We start from the raw sequence: 17,193 nt of genomic DNA on the forward strand, positions 1-17,193 counted from the left end.
ATGAATGCCAAATCTCTAGTCGCGATCGTTCTGGCTGCCATCGTGTTGGTTGCTGCCAGTGGTCTGTTCGTTGTCAACGAAAAAGAACTGGCGATCAAACTGCAATTGGGTGAAGTCGTGGAAGCGGGCATTGAGCCAGGTTTGCACTGGGCGACCCCATTTGTTCAAAACGTCAAAAAGTTCGATGCCCGGGTTCTGACTTTGGATGCCACGCCATCCCGTTTCCTGACCTCTGGTAAGAAATACGTCATCGTTGATGCGTTCGCCAAGTGGCGCATCAAGGACATCCGTGCCTACTACCGCGCAACGTCCGGTAACCGCATGGAAGCGACCAAGCTGCTGTCCAACCTGATGAACAAAGGTCTGCGTGACGAAATCGCTGCCCGTACCATGCACGACGTGGTATCCGGTGAGCGCGACGAACTGATGACCAAGCTGACGGCTCTGTTGAATGAAGATACCCAGTCTGAACTGGGCATCGAAGTGCTGGATGTGCGCGTTAAAGCGATCGACCTGCCAGAAGACCTGAGCCAGTCGGTTTACGACCGTATGTCTGCTGAACGCCAGCGTGAAGCCCGTGAGCACCGCTCACAGGGTCGCGAGCTGGCCGAAGGTATTCGTGCTGACGCCGACCGTCAGAAGACCGTTATCGAAGCAGAAGCCTATCGTGACGCCGAGCGTCTGCGTGGTGAAGGTGATGCAGAAGCCTCTCGCATCTACAACGCGGCCTACTCCCAGGACGCCGAGTTCTACTCCTTTACCCGTAGCCTGAAGGCCTACACCGAGACGTTCAACCGCAACGATATGATTCTATTGAAGCCTGACAGCGACTTCTTCCGTTACATGAAGGACGCTTCTGGTAAATAACACCAGAAGTTAGTTCGCCGGACACATCCATCATGGAGTTCGGCGGGCTGCTTTGATAGAATCCTGCAACCGGGCCTATGGCCCGGTTTTTTTGTGAGAATTCGACGGATTTGGTTAAAAAACGAACACCTTCCGTGTGGTCGTAACCGGGTCCTCATTCGCAGATACAAGTATGACGCTCTGGCAAGAATTTCTGGTCGCCGTATGTCTGGTGTTCATATTGGAAGGGCTGTTGCCGTTCCTGATTCCGGATCAATGGCGTCATTGGGTGATGTCGTTGGCACAAGCCAACACCCGCACCATCCGAATGACAGGCCTGTTCAGTATGTTGCTGGGCGTCGGCCTCCTGTATCTCATCCACTGACATGGGCTAAAGAATGACACTAGCGGATCGCTGGCTGTTGCCGGACGGCATCGAAGAAGTGCTGCCTCCTGGTGCACAGCAGATTGAACACTTGCGTCGTCGTTTACTCGACCTGATGGACGGCTGGGGCTATGACCTGGTTATGCCACCGGTACTGGAATATCTGGACGCATTGCTGACAGGTACCGGTAAGGACCTCGACCTACGCACTTTCAAGGTAACTGACCAACTCTCTGGCCGCATGATGGGTCTGAGTGCGGATACCACGCCACAGGTGGCACGTATCGACGCACACAGCCTGCGCCCGGAAGGCATTGGTCGCTTCTGCTACTGTCGTACTGTATTCCATACCCGCGCTCGCTCTTTGCTGGCGAGCCGCACCCCGACCCAGATCGGTGCTGAACTGTATGGCGAAGCCGGTGCCGCTGCCGATGTTGAAATCATCAGCCTGATGCTGAGCACCCTGGTGGCCAGCGAAGTCGAGCAACTGCACCTGAACGTTGGCAACGTTGGCGTTTACCGAGCCATTGCCGCTGCCGCCGCCATTACCGAAACCCAGCAAGCCGAGCTGTTTGATCTGCTGAAGCTGAAGTGCGCTTCCGATATCGAAGCCTGGGCGGCACGTGAAATTGCCGATGCCAACAGCCAGCAAGCGCTGCAACTGCTGGCCCGTGCCCAAGGCTCTGTCGACAGCCTCAGTGCGACCTTTGCCAACATTGGTGAACTGGTGCCAGCAGCTGCGGAAGAACTGGAACACCTGGTCGCTGTATGTGGCCAAATTGCCGCACGCTACCCGTCAGTGCCTGTTTACATCGACCTGACCGAACTGCGCGGCTACCAGTACCACACTGGTCTGGTGTTTGGCGCTTACGTGCCGGGTTATGGCGATGCCATCGCCCAGGGCGGTCGTTACGACGAAACCGGCGAAGCCTTCGGACGTTCGCGTCCGGCCCGTGGTTTCAGTGCCGACCTACGTGTTCTGGCGCGTCTGGGTAACTTCGCACCGAACATCAAGTCCATCGTACTGGCGCCTGCGGAAGGTGATGCCGAACTGTGGGCTAAAGTGAACGAATTGCGCGAGCAGGGTATGCGTGTCATCTCCTGTCGCGAGCAAGACAATCAGCCAGCGGATTACACGCTGCAGCAACAAGACGGCCAGTGGCAACTGGTCCAGATTCAACCGGTTCAGGGTTAAGAAAGTCATGGGTAAAAGTGTTGTAGTTCTGGGCACCCAATGGGGTGACGAAGGTAAAGGCAAGATCGTTGACTTGCTGACCGAAAAGGCTGCTGCGGTAGTTCGTTTTCAAGGTGGCCACAATGCGGGTCATACACTGGTCATCGACGGTGAAAAAACCGCACTGCACCTGATCCCGTCCGGCATCCTGCGTGATGGCGTACGTTGTGTGATCGGTAACGGCGTCGTGCTGGCTCCTGATGCACTGCTGAAAGAAGTACGTGCTCTGGAAGATCGTGGCGTACCAGTGATGGAACGTCTGCGTGTATCCGGTGCGTGTCCGCTGATCCTGCCTTACCACGTTGCGCTGGACCAGGCTCGCGAAATCAAGCGTGGCAACGCCAAAATCGGTACTACCGGTCGTGGTATTGGTCCTGCCTACGAAGATAAAGTTGCTCGTCGCGGTCTGCGTGTGGGTGACCTGTACCAGCCAGAATTCGCTGACAAGCTGAAAGAAGTGATGGAATTCCACAACTTCTCTCTGAAAAACTACTACGGCGTTGACGAAGTCAGCTACGAAGAAACCCTGGCGTCCTGCATGGACTGGGCTGCTCAGATCAAGGACATCGTGGTAGACGCGGTTGATCTGGTTCACACCATCCGTGAAGACGGTGGCGACATCATGTTCGAAGGTGCCCAGGGCACGCTGCTGGACATCGACCACGGTACTTACCCGTTCGTAACTTCCTCCAACACCACGGCTGGCGGCGTTGCCACCGGTTCCGGCGTTGGCCCACTGTACCTGGACCAGATTCTGGGTATCACCAAGGCATACACCACTCGCGTAGGTTCCGGTCCGTTCCCGACCGAACTGTTCGACGACGTAGGTGAGCACCTAGCGACTGTAGGTAAGGAAAAGGGCACCACCACTGGCCGTAGCCGTCGTTGTGGCTGGTTCGATGCCATGCTGGTGAAACACGCAATCCGTGTTAACTCCATCAACACCATCTGCCTGACCAAGCTGGACGTACTGGACGGCCTGGACACCATCAAGGTATGTGTTGGTTACGAAGACGCCGAAGGCAACCGCATCAACGTACCGGCTTCTGCTGATCAGTTCGAGAAGATCAAGCCAGTGTACGAAGAGCTGCCAGGCTGGAAAGAATCCACCTTCGGTGCCAAGACTCTGGACGACCTGCCAGAGAACGCCAAGGCTTACATCCGCTTCGTGGAAAAAGCCATTAACGCACCGATCGATATCATCTCCACCGGTCCAGACCGCGTAGAGACCATCGTACTGCGTCACAGCTTCGACATCTGATCCTGAATCAGACGAACAAGCCCAAAAATGCCGCGCATCGTCGCGGCATTTTTGTATCCGCAAATCGCTTTTGGTTGCTGGTGTTTACGCTGTAATCTGTAAAGCGCAGTTTGCTGCATGATCGTAGTCGTCGCGGCTTTGTTCTAAACAACGGTCTGTAACTCACTGATTTTAAAGGACTGTCACCCTTGTGTCGGGTTGCTGTCGGCTGTTTGTCGTCACGACTTTAAAGGGAATCAAATACGCTGATCTCAACAGCAACAAGGAACTCGCAATGATTATTCGCAAATTGAGATTGCAACGAGGTTGGTCGCAGGATGATCTGGCGCAACTCACAGGATTGAGCGTGCGTACGATTCAGCGAATTGAAAAAGGCCAGAAGGCTGGCCTGGAATCATTGAAGGCTTTGGCTGCTGTCTTTGAGGTAGAACTCACCGATCTGCAACAGGAGCCCGACATGCAAAATTCTTCATCTCTTCCCCATGGTCAGTTCAACGTGACAGCCGAAGAGCGGCTGGCACTTGAGCACGTGCGCAGGAAGCGAGGTTTTTATCGCCACACCATCAGTTATGCCGCAGTCATACCGGTGCTTTGGGGGATTAACCTGTTTTCCTCTGAGCATATTTGGGCGATCTGGCCGACTTTGGGGTGGGGGATCGGGCTGCTCTCGCATGCTATGAGGGTTTTTCCTGTGATTCGCCTGTTTGGCCCTCAATGGGAAAAGCGCGAAGTTGAAAAAATTCTTAACCGAAAGCTCTGAGCACATTCGAACCAAGGAATAGCGCTGGTGCTGGTTTTAATAAAACAGCATCAGCCGTCACGCAATACTGTAGACCCTTATGGCCCAATCCCGTTTTCACCGTCTCGACCGCTTTATTGCTGCCAACTCCGAGCACAGCCGCAACGACGTGCGCTTGCTGCTGGCGCAAAAGCGGGTATTGGTGAGTGGCGAGACTGCGACGGATATCAACCAGCGCATTGGGCCGTTCGACCGGGTTGAGCTGGACGGGCAGGTGCTGCAAGACAGGCAGCCCGTATACCTTGCACTCTACAAGCCTGCGGGTGTGGTCAGCGCTACTAAAGATCCACACGACAAAACCGTTATCGACGTGCTGCGCGAGCACGGTGTAAGTGATCACCAACTGCAGGACCTGCATATCGTCGGCCGCCTGGATAAATACTCCACCGGCTTGTTACTACTCACCAACGACGGTGAGTGGTCGCGGGCGCTGATGGCACCAGACACCAAGGTCAGCAAGGTATATGACGTTGAACTTGAGAACCCGGTCGAGCCAGAGCAGGTTGCTGGCTACGTACAGGCTTTTGCCGAGGGCATGTACTTCGAATACGAAGACCAAACGACTCAGTCCGCCAAGCTGGAAATGCTCGACCGTCATCTTGCCCGGGTAACCCTTACCGAAGGCAAATACCATCAGATCAAACGTATGTTCGGACGTTTTCGAAACCCGGTAATTGGCCTGCATCGGCTCTCGGTCGGGGAGTATTCGTTATCCGGGTTGGGACTTCAGCAGGCCGGGCAATGGTGCTTGCTGGGACGGGGCTAGCCTGCACCGTATCGGCAGTTACCAGCCCTGACAGGTCCTGTCGCCAATGGCAAAACTTTACTTTCTGTCTGCCAATCGGTAGAACGTTCGTTCTTTCCGGGTGCTTTGGTCGGCCATTGTTGGCGACCACAGGCAACCGCATGGAATCTCGCCACCAGTACCTTGCAGGGCAGTGCGCGTCGGGCGCTGGAGGCTACAGACTAGTTTCAAGGTGATCTGTACCTATCAAATCTGATTTTTTTAAGCCTGACATTAATCCCCGCCAACGCCTAATCTGACACTCCCGAATACGGGTTTCAGTCTGTTGCGGAGGTAGTCAGATGGACGAAACAGCCTTGATGCTGGCGCGGGTTCAGTTCGCGTTCACGGTTTCCTTTCATATTATTTTTCCGGCCATCACCATCGGGTTGGCCAGTTTTCTGGCGCTGCTGGAATACCTTTGGCTGCGCACCGCGCAGCCGGTCTATAAAACGCTTTATGTGTTCTGGTCGCGTATTTTTGCGCTCAACTTCGGCATGGGAGTGGTGGCTGGCTTGGTGCTGGCTTATGAGTTTGGCACCAACTGGGCGGGGTTCTCGAACTTTGCTGGCAGCATTACCGGCCCGTTGTTGGCCTACGAAGTACTCACCGCCTTCTTTCTGGAAGCCGGGTTTCTGGGTGTGATGTTGTTTGGCTGGGATCGGGTCGGCAATCGTCTGCACTTTTTCGCCACGGTCATGGTGGCCATTGGCACCCTGATTTCCGCTACCTGGATCATCGCTTCCAATAGTTGGATGCACACGCCAGCAGGCTACACCCTGGTGGAAGGTATGTACGGTCTGGAAGTTGAACCGGCCAGCTGGTTCGAGATTATCTTCAATCCATCGTTTCCGTATCGACTGGTACACATGGTGTTGGCGGCGTTTTTAAGCACCGCTTTGATGGTGGCCGCCAGCGCTGCCTGGCATTTGCTGCGGGGTAACAACAGCCCGGCGGTTCGCAAGATGATGACCATGGCGCTGTTGATGCTGGTGGTCACCACACCGCTGCAAATCATTGCTGGCGACGCGCATGGCCTGAATACGCTGGAGCATCAGCCAGCCAAGGTCGCTGCAATGGAAGGCCATTGGCGCAATGGTGAACCTGGTGAAGGCGTACCACTGATTCTGTTTGGCTGGCCCGACAACGACACCGAAACCACTCACTTCGCGTTGGAAATCCCTCACCTTGCCAGCCTGATTCTGACACACAGCATGGACGGCACTTTCAAGGGGCTGTCGGAGTTTCCGGCTAACGAGCGTCCAAATGCCGCCGCGGTGTTCTGGTCGTTTCGGGTCATGGTGGGCCTTGGCATGCTGATGTTGCTGCTGGGTGTGTGGGGCAGCTGGAGCTGGTGGCGCGGTACCTTGTTTAGCCAGAAGTCATTGCTGAAATTCACCCTGCTGATGGGGCCGAGTGGGTTGATTGCGCTGTTGGCGGGTTGGTTTACCACCGAGCTTGGACGCCAGCCCTGGGTGGTGTATGGCCTGTTGCGCACCGACGAGGCCGCCAGTGCCCACAGTGTGCCGGTGCTCAGTTTCACTCTGGTGTTGTTTGTGGTGGTGTACTTCGTCGTTTTCGGCATCGGCATTCGCTACCTGCTGCGGCTGATTGCTGCCGGGCCGGACGACCTGACGGCCGATAGTCACTTTTCAATATCCACCATTCGGGACGTTCCCGACCAGCCACACGGAGGCAAATAACATGGGCATTGATACCTCGCTGCTGTGGGCGGTTATTATTCTGGTGGGCGTGATGCTTTATGTGATGGCCGATGGCTTTGATCTGGGCGTTGGTATTCTGTTTCCGCTGGTATCGTCTGACGACGACAAGCACCGCATGATGGCCAGTGTCGCTCCCATCTGGGACGGTAACGAAACCTGGCTGGTGCTTGGCGGTGCCGGGCTGCTGGCGGCCTTTCCGATGGCGTATTCGGTGATTTTAAGCGCCCTGTATCTTCCCATTGTGCTGATGCTGGTGGGGCTGATTTTTCGGGGCGTTGCCTTTGAAGCCCGGGGCAAGGCTTCAGCACAAAGCCGTCATCTTTGGGATCTGGCTTTCTTCGCCGGTTCATTGCTGGCGACGTTTTGTCAGGGGGTGATTCTGGGTGGTTATGTTTCCGGTTTGGAGGTGGTGCAGGGCCAGTTTGCTGGTGGAGCTTTTGACTGGCTCAGCCCGTTTTCGGTGTTTTGTGGTGTGGCGCTGATCGCTGCTTATGCCCTGTTGGGCAGCACCTGGCTGGTTATGAAAACTGAACATCGGCTGCAAAACCAGATGCGCGCCATCAGCGCCAAATTGGTATGGGCTTTGTTGGCGTTTATTGCGGTGGTGTCTGTCTGGACGCCTCTGGAGCATCCGGCCATCGCCGAACGCTGGTTTGCCTTCCCGAATATCTGCTGGCTGCTGCCTATGCCAATACTGACCTTGCTGGCCGCGATACAGCTGCTGCGTTCAGTAAAACAGGGAGAAGCGGCACCGTTTGTGTATTCGCTACTGATTATGGCGCTGGGTTATGTCGGCCTTGGCATCAGTTTGTGGCCTAATGTGATTCCTCCCAATGTCAGTATCTGGGACGCTGCTGCGCCAACATCCAGTCAGGGCTTTGCGCTGATTGGTGCCTTGCTGATTATCCCGGTAATCCTGATGTACAGCGCCTGGTCGTACTACGTGTTCCGCGGCAAGGTAAATATGGACGACGGTTATCACTGAGCCATTCAGAGCGACCCTGATAACGCCGGACTTGCTCCGGCGTTTTTGTATCCGGATGCCAGCTGGGTATCAGTTTTCTGAAGATCTTTCGGCTATACTGCGGAGCGTGTTCTATAGCCGCTTTCGTTCAGCAGCGGCACTCACAAACAAGGAATTTGGCATGAAAGGAAGCTGCTTATGTGGCGCAATTCACTATGCGGTGGATGCACTCCTTACTCCGATCATCCATTGCCACTGTAATACCTGTCGAAAGGCTCATGCAGCGCCATTCGCCAGTACGGCCGGTGTCTTGCGAGAACACTTTCACTGGACCAGGGAGAAGACAAGCTAAGCCTTTACGTATCCAGTCCTGGTAAGCGAAGGCACTTTTGCTCGATCTGCGGTAGTCACTTGATCGCCGACAGATGTGGGCAGAAGCATGTAGTTTTGCGTGTTGCGACACTCGATGATGACCCTGGCGTAAAACCCGAAGCCCACATCTGGACGGAACATCACGTTGAATGGTTAGCCTACGACAACCTGCCTGCTTTTGAGCAATGGCAAGTAAACCGCTGAATAGCATCAAGGAAGAGTGATGAGACAAGCATTGTGCGACAAAATCATTGTGGTTTGTAACGCCAAAATCAAAGCCAAGGGTGACAATGTTGGATTGTCGTTTTACTCGTTTTTTGGCAACAGGAACGACGACCCCGGAATGCTGATGGAAGCCGCATCCTGGTGGATTGAAAGGCATCAACTGGATCACTTCGAAAAGGCCGTGAAAATCCGCGACATGGTCAGGGCAGGCCTTTGATTCCGGGCCATATGCCAGGCGTGTTTGCTGGATAGGCGTAGGATGTAATAGCCGAAGGCGTATTACATTGAAGGGTTTTGACTGATAAAAAACCGCCCGGATAACCAGAGCATATCCGGACGGTAAAACGGCAACTTGAACGGTTCGGGGGAAGTCGCTTCTTTGGGTCTACCGGACCAAAGACGCTGCCGTATTTGCCCGTTGTTTGACTCAGCTAGCGGGCAAATCCATAGCGGAAGCGTTGCAGCCCCTTGAGGGCATCTTCCGGACTTTTATCGGCACGAATGACAAACGAACTGAAACCACATTGCTGCATCAGTACCAACTGGTCGCGCAGCACGTCACCCACCGCACGAATATCCCCTTCGTAGCCCATATTGCGGCGCAGCACAGCAGCCTGAGAATAGGCGCGGCCATCGGTAAACTTCTCGAACTCCAGTGCCACCATAGGGCAATGTTGCAGCAGATCAGCGAGTTCTTCCGGTTCGTCGTTGGCGCTCAATTGCAATGCTGGAGCAGCTTCCGATGCGCTGTGTTCAGCTAGCCAGCGGCGGTATTGTTCGACGGTCAGGATTTGGCCTATTGCTACCTGCTGTTCCATATCGGCCTGATGGCCAGGGTGACTCCAGGGGTCATCAAACACCCGTTCGGCCACGCCATTTCGAATAGCGATCAATTGGCTCATCAGCAGCTCTCCTCAAGGGGTTGGTGGCCGCGGTTGTAAACGGCATCCTTGAACGCCGGGACGCCAAGCCGCTCAACGCAGTCGGCGAAGTTTTCATCGCCTTCACGAACGCTGAGGTAGTGGTCGGTCAGGCGGTTCAATACGTTGGGAATCTCTTCTGCCGGAAAGGCCGGCCCAATGATTTTGCCGATGCGAGCGCCCTTGCCTTGCTGGCCACCGATGGTGACCTGAAAGTTCTCTTCCTCTATGCCGTCCTTGCCCTTCTTCACGACGCCCAGAATGCCGATGTTGCCAACGTGATGATGGCCACAGGCGTTCATGCAGCCCGATACGTTCAGGCTCAATTCACCAAGGTCGTGCAGGTAGTCGAGCTGGTCGAACTGCTGCTGAATCTGACGCTCCACCGGAAGAGTCTTGGTGTTGGCCAGAGCGCAGAAGTCTCCGCCGGGGCAGGAGATGATGTCGGTTAACAGGCCGATGTTTGGCGTTGCCAGACCAATGCGTTGGAAGGCTTTCCAGAGTGGCAACAGGTCGCAGCGGGCGACATCGGTCAGCACCAGGTTTTGCTCGTGAGTCACCCGAATTTCGCCATCGCTGTAGCGTTCTGCCAGGTCGGCCAGTTCGCGCATCTGGTTGCTGCTTAGGTCCCCGGGGGCGCTGTTTTCAAAGGCGTGTGGTCCGGGTTTGGTGGAAGCCACCACCGCCACAAAGCCCGGCTGCTTTTGGGCGCGGGTGTTTTGCTGAACCCATTGGGCGAAGTCCTTGTCACGAGCCAGCCAGGCGCCGTAATCCAGATCCGGCTGGTTGTTTGGCGCTGGGTACTCACGCTGGAAACCGGCGCTGATGCGAGCCAGCTCTTTATGGCTGACCACTGGAGCAGCACCACTGTTGCGGATTTTTTGCCACTCTTGTTCGACTTCATCGCGGAAGGCATCAATGCCTAACGCCTTCACCAGAATCTTGATGCGAGCCTTGTACTTGTTGTCGCGACGACCAAAGCGGTTGTACACCCGTAAGGTGGCTTCCAGACATCCCAGCAGGTCTTGCCAATGAACCTGTTCAAACAGCATCTGGTTCAGAATTGGCGTACGGCCAAGACCACCGCCGACCATAATGCGGAAGTGCGGTTCGCCATTATGGAGGTAAAGATAGAGGCCAATATCGTGGGCGCGAATCACCGCGCGATCTTCATCGGAGGATGACACCGCAATCTTGAATTTGCGTGGCAGAAACAGAAATTCCGGATTGATGGTGGCCCATTGGCGCAGCAGCTCGGCAAAGGGGCGCGGGTCCATGGCTTCGTCGGCGGCGACACCGGCGAACGCTTCGGTGGTGATATTGCGCACGCAGTTACCGGACGTCTGAATGGCATGCATATGCTCACCGGCCAGGGCTTCCAGAATGTCTGGCACGTCGCTCAGCTCAATCCAGTTGAACTGCAGGTTCTGACGGGTGGTGAAATGGCCATAGCCACGGTCGTAACGGTCGGCGATATCACCCAGCAAGCGCAGCTGATCGGCAGACAGGGTGCCATAAGGAATAGCGACACGCAGCATCCAGGCGTGGCGCTGCATGTACAGACCGTTCTGCAGGCGCAGTGGCAAAAATTCGTCTTCGCTGAGGTCTCCGGCTTGATAGCGGGCTACCTGATCGCGAAATTCTTCAACTCTGGCAAGCACCAGAGCATCGTCATAGTCGTTGTATTGGTACACAAACACGAGCCTGAACAGTGGAGTGGCCTACAGATTAGGGTTTGACGCAGATCAGGTTCAGGCTCAAAAAAATTAAAATAAATAGGGACAGTTTGGGGGGCGGAATACGCATTTGGTGCGCAGTGCACACCCTACGTTAAATCATAAAGTAAGATACGTAGGGCGCGTACCACGCACCCGGTTGAAGATATCAACCCTCCACCAGTCCCCGGAACCGCGCCAGTGCCTGTTGGCGATGGTCGTTCCAGTCGTGGGCGAAGCTGAGCCGCACACAGTTGCTGAACTTGCCCGAGGCTGAAAACAGTGGCCCGGGCGTAATCACAACTTTTTGCTGTAACGCGCGTGGGTAAAGAGCCAGTGTGTCGGCTTGCTCGTGCAGCTCCAGCCACAGTGCCAGTCCACCCTCCGGGGTGCTGATTTTGTGGTCGTTCCCCCAGCTTCGCAGTGCTCCCAGCAGCTGATCCCGTTGATTGCGCAGCTGATATTTCTGCCGTTTCAGGTGCGCGGCGTAGTGGCCATCTTCCATGAAATCGGCGATGCCCTGTTGCAGCGATCGGCTGGACGCCAGCTGGGTGATCATTTTCATATGCAAAATCTGGCGGTGCCAGCGGCCACCACAGACCCAGCCGATGCGCAGGTCCCGCGACAACGATTTGGAAAATGAGCTGCACAAGATTACCCGGCTCTTTTTCGGATCTTGCGTGGTTGTGTTGGCTCCGGTTTCCAGTGCCTTAAGCGGGTCGGGAATGCTGTTAAACGCCGTGTCGGCATAGATGTCGTCCTCAATCACCGCCAGATCGTGCTTCTCCGCCAATGCCAGCAGGCGGCTTCGACTGGCTTCTGGCATCAGCGCGCCGGTTGGTGTTGCAAACGCGGGCGACACCAAGCAAGCGCGGATGGGCCATTGTTTCAGTGCCGACTCAAAAGCGTCGATGTCGAGGCCGCTGTTGGGATGAGCCGGGATTTCGATCACCCGCAGTTGCAGCTGTTGCAGCAGCTGCATCACGCCGTAAAAACCGGGGGATTCCACCGCCACCACATCGCCCGGCTGGCAGCAGGCAGACAGCGCCAGAAACAACGCCTGCTGACAGCCCGACGTGATGGCGATGTCGTCTATACCTAACGGGCAACCGCGGCGGGACAGCGACAACTGCAGTTGTGCTCGTAATGACAGCATGCCTGCCGGATCATCGTAATAGAGGTAATCGTCACCACGCTGGCGGCGCAGGGCACGGCCGATGGAGCGGTTGAGCGCGACAATGCCCGGCGGTAAATCGCCGCTTGGACGCTCGGGCAAAATATCGAAAGCGGCACTGCGACGCATGATGTCCAGCAGCAGTTCACTGACACTCACCGGACGCGGTGGCTCCAGCTTGCTGGTGGTGCTGGGGGCGGTAATGGCACTGGGTTGCAGGGTAACGTAAAAGCCGGATTTGGGGCGGGCTTCCAACAGCCCTTGAGCCTCCAGCCGTTGCAGCGCATGTTGCACTGTGGCCTTCGAGGCTGAAAACTCCTGGCACAGGGTGCGAATGGATGGCAGGCGTTCACCCAGACGCCAACGCTGCTGCTGAATGCCATCCAACAACTGCTGCTCCAGTTGCTGGTAGCGGTAATGTTGAAGAGTGTTGTTATTCATGCTGCTTCCCCGATTGTGCCCATCTGTCCCCATTCTTTTTAAAATTTTTAGGCCTGATTCGATTGCTGTCAATTGCTTACTCTGCAACCAGTGATTATTCGATGAGAGGCCAGAACGATGGAACATACCACCGCGGCACGCATTCCCCTTGTGAACGAGTTTGATCCCTCCGGCGTGCACTCAACGCCACGCACCACCGATGAGCTGCAACAGCTACTGCCACCGAAAAAGCCGGCCCAGGTGAACGGCAAGTTTTACGTGCGGCTGGTCAGCGGCATTTTTCAGAACCTGCGCCGCATCGTCAGCGCCCCCTTGCTGCTGGCGTTTTTTGGCATGGTGTGGGTGCAGTGGGGCGACCACCCAGCGGTGCTGTTCTCGTTTGCAGAACGCCGTATCTTCCTGTTTGGCAGCAGTCTGGGTTGGCACGACCTGCACATTCTGTCGGGGCTGTTGATTGCGTCTGCCACCCTACTGTTTTTTACGGCGGTGGCCTATGGCCGCGTGTGGTGCGGATTTGCTTGCCCGCAGAGCGTATGGACCTGGCTGTTTATTCGCATCGAACAATTGATAGAAGGCGATGCCCGCAAGCTCAAAAAGATGGATGAAAAAGGCCTAACCGCTGTTCAGTACCTGCGTCGTGGCCTCAAGCATCTGGCGTGGCTGGCGGTGGGACTGGTAACTGCTATCACCTTTGCGGGCTACTTTATGCCGATTCGTGAACTGCTGGCAGACATGGCCAGCTTCGACCTGCTATCGGTTGCCTGGGGCTGGACCATCATCATGGCGTTGCTGACCTACACGAATGCCGGGCTGGTGCGCGAAAAAATCTGTACCCATGCCTGTCCGTATTCGCGCTTTCAAAGCGTGATGTTCGACTCTGACACCTGTACGGTTTCCTACGATGTGGTGCGCGGCGAACCGCGTAGCCGTCATCAGAAACAACAAAAACAGGGTTGTGGCTCCGCTGCCGATGGTGCTGCCGCTGGCACTGAGAAAAGCGAGCGTCAGGGCGACTGTGTCGACTGCTCCCTGTGTGTGCAAGTGTGCCCTGTAGGTATTGATATTCGTAACGGCCTTCAACTGCCATGCATCGACTGCGGTGCCTGCATCGACGCCTGCGACGGCGTGATGGAAAAGCTCGGCAAAGCCAAAGGGTTGATCCGGTTTGCCTCCGACAACGAACTGCTGGGCAAACCGCGCCGCCTGATTCGTCCCCGACTGCTGGGCTACGGCGCAGTGATGACACTGGCGTTTTCTGGCGTTGCCTGGGGTTTTGCCAACAGCACTGAACTGCTGGCCGAAGTACACCGAAGCCGTGGCCAGCTATACGTGCAACGGGCCGACGACACCTGGTGCAACGACTTTGAAATCAAACTCGAAAGCTTCGTAAAAGGATCGCAGCAAGTGAACCTGACGGTTACCAGCCACAGTGGCGCGCGGTTTGAACTGCTCGGCCCTGCGCCGGTGGATTTGAACGACGCCCAAGGCAAATGGCAAAGCTACCGGGTGTGCTCGCTTACCGATCGCGTAACGCCCGATATGCTGGTGTTCGACTTCGCGATGGATGGCATTCAACAGCAACGTGAAGCCAAATTTATTGTGCCAGCGAGTGCGCGTTGAGGCCTGGCGGAACCGGAAAGTGAGGCGTGCTGTTGGCACGCCTTCGCGAATAAAGCTACGCGTCCCGATCTTCTCCTACCACACCAACGCTACCTCGCGAATAAGACTCCGCGCCCCGATTCGCTCCTACAAGACTAAGGTTACCTGTAGGAGGGAATTTATTCCCGAATCCGCAGCCAATTTGCGCTACCTGTAGGAGGGAATTTATTCCCGATAGAAGACCCTTCGCTTGATCCATCATTCACAACCAAACGGCATCCCAAAATGGGTAATCGCCAATGTGCTCAACCAATCCCGCTCTTAACGGATTGGCGACAACGTAGCGCGCCACCTGCCTGATATCCTCTTCCCGTCGAATCGCCCGATCATGGAACCCCGGTTGCCACAGCGAACCCGCTATTCCATGATGTTTATTAATCTCCCGGGCGGTCGCCGCTTTTATACGCTTCACCTCGCCCGACAGGGTTTGCTGATCAATCTGAATTAACCAATGTACGTGGTCGGGCATCAGCACCCAGCAGAGCAGCCGGGTTTGTTGCAACACCGGCTGGCTGGTAAAGGTATGCACCGCTGTATGAGCAACGGGCCAATCAGCAAAGATCGGCATTCGGTTATTGGTGGCGGTAGTCACAAGGTAGATCTGGCCGGGAATGGAAACCCGGCCCTTGCGGAGGGCTTGCTGCCCTGGGGAGTTGTTCATCGCCAGCGTCCTTGCCTGCGGTTGGTTTTGGCAGTTTAGCGGGGATCGGGAATGAATTCCCTCCTACAATACCTATGCTACCGGCTGCGTTTAACGCCGGGTTCGGGAATGAATTCCCTCCTACAATACCAATGCTACTGGCTGCGTTTAACGCCGGGTTCGGGAATGAATTCCCTCCTACAATACCGAGGTCATCCTGTAGGAGGGAATTTATTCCCGATGGATGGGCTTGTTCATCCCGAAAATTTGCGTTGATTGACGCCTTCGCGAATAAAGCGACGCGCCCCGATTCACTCCTACACTCCCACGTCTTCCTCAATGCATCCCGGTGCTCAGATAACTCGGTTGTTCAATCAAATCCGCTACCTGATGCAGGTTCTCTTGCCACTGTTCGCGGCTGATCGGCCCGCCGAAGCATAACCGCACGGCATTAGGTGGGTTGTTGTCGGTAGAGAAGGCGGCGCTGGATACGGCGCTGACACCCGTTTGCCTTAGCTGTACCGCCAGTTCCGATGGGTTCCAGTCGGAGCTTTTGGGGATTTGCAGCCATAAATGGAATGCCCCTTCGGCGGAGCGCAGGTTGCTTTTCCCCAGTTCCTGTTCGGCAATACGCAGACGGGCGATGGACTCACGGCGGATGCTTTTCACCATTTGATCGGCGGTGCCATCCAGAATCCACTGGCTTACCAGTGCGTCGGTGAGTGGGCTGGACATCACGTGCAGGGCGCGCATGGCGGCGGCGACCCGTTGTTGCTGGCGTTTGCCGGGGCTGTACATAAACGCCGAGCGTACTCCCGGGCCGAAGCATTTGGAGGTGCCGGTGATGTACCAGCTCAGTTCCGGAACCAGTTCGGCGAAGCTTATCGGTGCTTCGTCAGCCAGCATGGTGTAGGCCTCGTCTTCAATGATGGGAATGCTGTAGCGCAGGCAAACATCGGCGATGGCTTCACGGCGGTTTTTGCTCATGGTGTCGGTGGTGGGGTTCTGGATGGTCGGGTTGAGGTAGATCGCCCCGACGTTGCCGAGCTTGCAGAATTCCTCGAACGGTCGTACCAGCGGGCCATCGTTATCGCGTTCCAGTGAGTGCAGCTGAATCCCCAGTTGGGCGGCAATGGCCTTGATGCCAGGGTAGGCCAGACTTTCCACGCACAGCACCTGATGGGGTTCAATCAGGGTGCTCATCAATCCGGTCAGGGCAGAGTGAATGCCCGGACAAATCATCACCTGTTCCAGTTGCGGGTTGGGTAGCCGTTGGTCGAGCCAGATCAGCGCTGCCTCTTTGTTTTCCCGTGTGCCACCGAACGCCTGATAGCGCAGCATCGAGTAAAGATCGCGGTTCGACATCACGCTGTGGGCGCTGTCGCGGATCTGTTCGATCAAGGTTGGAATGGCGGGCTCGACCAGCAGGTTCATGGTCATTTCATAGCTGCCAATACTTGGCCGAACGGTGGCGGTCTTGCCTTTTACAAAGGTGCCTGAGCCCGGATGAGAGTCGATCAGGCCACGGGTTTTGGCTTCCTGATAGGCCCGCGCAGCAGTGGTGTAGTTGATACCAGTAGCGGTGGCGAGATCACGCAGGGTTGGCAGCCGGTCGCGGGCTTGCAAGCGGCCACTGTCGACGTCTTCACCAATCAGGTCGGCGATCAAGCGATAGGCCGGAATGCCATCGGCGTTTTTCAGTCGACGTGCCCAGCGCGCCAGCTCGGTGTTTTTCATTGGATAGGGTTCCGTCTTGATTTTCCTGGAGCAGATTGAATGCAATCAATTCGTTAATGATTGCATTGAATGATCGCAACTGCCAGATAAACAAAAATCTGAATAACCACATTGGCATGAAGGTGGCGTTATATCTGGGCCTGAGTCAATAAAACCGCCCATTATCAGTGCATTTCAGGGGAAATTATTGATTGGGTATTGATTGCTTTTTAACCGTTATGAAATTTTTTTGCGGCCTTTCAGAAGTTCGTATGACTGTTTGATTGCACCTTGATTGCAATCACTTGAATCAATATTGGCCCCTTGATTGCTC

Annotated in this window: 15 protein-coding genes and 1 pseudogene; 11 read left to right on the forward strand and 5 right to left on the reverse strand. The window is 55.6% G+C overall.

The annotated features are described in order from the left end of the window. From hflC to ACXADJ_RS01205, 10 genes and pseudogenes are all read left to right on the forward strand, one after another. Positions 1–867: a protease modulator HflC gene (gene hflC, locus ACXADJ_RS01160; protein WP_475062137.1), complete on the forward strand. Its 867-nt coding sequence runs from the start codon at positions 1–3 to the stop codon at positions 865–867. Positions 868–1,039: 172 nt separating this feature from the next. Continuing rightward, positions 1,040–1,231, forward strand: coding sequence for a DUF2065 domain-containing protein (locus tag ACXADJ_RS01165; RefSeq protein ID WP_028295046.1), 192 nt, complete (start codon positions 1,040–1,042; stop codon positions 1,229–1,231). 13 nt (positions 1,232–1,244) lie between these two features. Continuing rightward, positions 1,245–2,426 carry an ATP phosphoribosyltransferase regulatory subunit gene (locus ACXADJ_RS01170; RefSeq protein ID WP_475062139.1) on the forward strand — a complete coding sequence of 394 codons (1,182 nt, stop codon included), beginning with the start codon at positions 1,245–1,247 and terminating at the stop codon, positions 2,424–2,426. A gap of 7 nt (positions 2,427–2,433) precedes the next feature. Beyond that, positions 2,434–3,726: an adenylosuccinate synthase gene (locus ACXADJ_RS01175; protein WP_475062142.1), complete on the forward strand. Its 1,293-nt coding sequence runs from the start codon at positions 2,434–2,436 to the stop codon at positions 3,724–3,726. Between the two features lie 274 nt (positions 3,727–4,000). Continuing rightward, positions 4,001–4,486, forward strand: a complete 486-nt coding sequence (locus tag ACXADJ_RS01180; RefSeq protein ID WP_475062145.1) for a 2TM domain-containing protein — start codon at positions 4,001–4,003, stop codon at positions 4,484–4,486. 79 nt (positions 4,487–4,565) lie between these two features. Beyond that, the gene (locus tag ACXADJ_RS01185) at positions 4,566–5,291 is read left to right on the forward strand and encodes a pseudouridine synthase (RefSeq protein ID WP_475062147.1); all 726 of its coding nucleotides are present in this window, start codon (positions 4,566–4,568) and stop codon (positions 5,289–5,291) included. Between the two features lie 320 nt (positions 5,292–5,611). Beyond that, on the forward strand, positions 5,612–7,012 hold the full coding sequence (locus ACXADJ_RS01190; protein ID WP_475062151.1) for a cytochrome ubiquinol oxidase subunit I: 1,401 nt from the start codon (positions 5,612–5,614) through the stop codon (positions 7,010–7,012). Between the two features lies 1 nt (position 7,013). Beyond that, complete coding sequence (gene cydB, locus ACXADJ_RS01195; protein WP_475062153.1) at positions 7,014–8,018, forward strand: cytochrome d ubiquinol oxidase subunit II; 1,005 nt, start codon at positions 7,014–7,016, stop codon at positions 8,016–8,018. Between the two features lie 160 nt (positions 8,019–8,178). Continuing rightward, positions 8,179–8,573 (forward strand): annotated as a pseudogene (locus ACXADJ_RS01200) (GFA family protein). A gap of 19 nt (positions 8,574–8,592) precedes the next feature. Next, on the forward strand, positions 8,593–8,811 hold the full coding sequence (locus ACXADJ_RS01205) for a DUF6500 family protein (RefSeq protein WP_475062155.1): 219 nt from the start codon (positions 8,593–8,595) through the stop codon (positions 8,809–8,811). Between the two features lie 214 nt (positions 8,812–9,025). Here ACXADJ_RS01205 and ACXADJ_RS01210 read toward each other — a convergent pair whose 3' ends face one another. From ACXADJ_RS01210 to ACXADJ_RS01220, 3 genes are all read right to left on the reverse strand, one after another. Continuing rightward, a complete protein-coding gene (locus tag ACXADJ_RS01210; RefSeq protein WP_475062157.1) occupies positions 9,026–9,496 on the reverse strand; it encodes a DUF934 domain-containing protein in 471 nt (156 codons plus the stop codon). Continuing rightward, positions 9,496–11,208: a nitrite/sulfite reductase gene (locus ACXADJ_RS01215; RefSeq protein WP_475062159.1), complete on the reverse strand. Its 1,713-nt coding sequence runs from the start codon at positions 11,206–11,208 to the stop codon at positions 9,496–9,498. Before ACXADJ_RS01215 ends, ACXADJ_RS01210 begins: the two co-directional genes overlap by 1 nt. A 190-nt stretch (positions 11,209–11,398) precedes the next feature. Then, positions 11,399–12,844 carry an aminotransferase-like domain-containing protein gene (locus ACXADJ_RS01220; protein ID WP_475062161.1) on the reverse strand — a complete coding sequence of 482 codons (1,446 nt, stop codon included), beginning with the start codon at positions 12,842–12,844 and terminating at the stop codon, positions 11,399–11,401. A 117-nt stretch (positions 12,845–12,961) separates the two neighbouring features. Between ACXADJ_RS01220 and ccoG the strand changes: the two genes are divergently transcribed. After that, positions 12,962–14,464 (forward strand): cytochrome c oxidase accessory protein CcoG, encoded by a 1,503-nt coding sequence (gene ccoG / locus ACXADJ_RS01225; protein WP_475062163.1) that lies wholly within the window; start codon positions 12,962–12,964, stop codon positions 14,462–14,464. 241 nt (positions 14,465–14,705) lie between these two features. Here the strand turns inward: ccoG and ACXADJ_RS01230 are convergent, their stop codons facing one another. Both ACXADJ_RS01230 and ACXADJ_RS01235 read right to left on the reverse strand, forming a co-directional pair. After that, entirely contained in the window at positions 14,706–15,164 is a 459-nt protein-coding gene (locus tag ACXADJ_RS01230; RefSeq protein ID WP_475062165.1) for an REP-associated tyrosine transposase, read from the reverse strand. A gap of 315 nt (positions 15,165–15,479) precedes the next feature. Beyond that, complete coding sequence (locus ACXADJ_RS01235; protein WP_475062167.1) at positions 15,480–16,880, reverse strand: aminotransferase-like domain-containing protein; 1,401 nt, start codon at positions 16,878–16,880, stop codon at positions 15,480–15,482. Between the last annotated feature and the right edge of the window lie 313 nt (positions 16,881–17,193).

The organism is Oceanobacter sp. ABM4_470 (genome assembly GCF_056158645.1).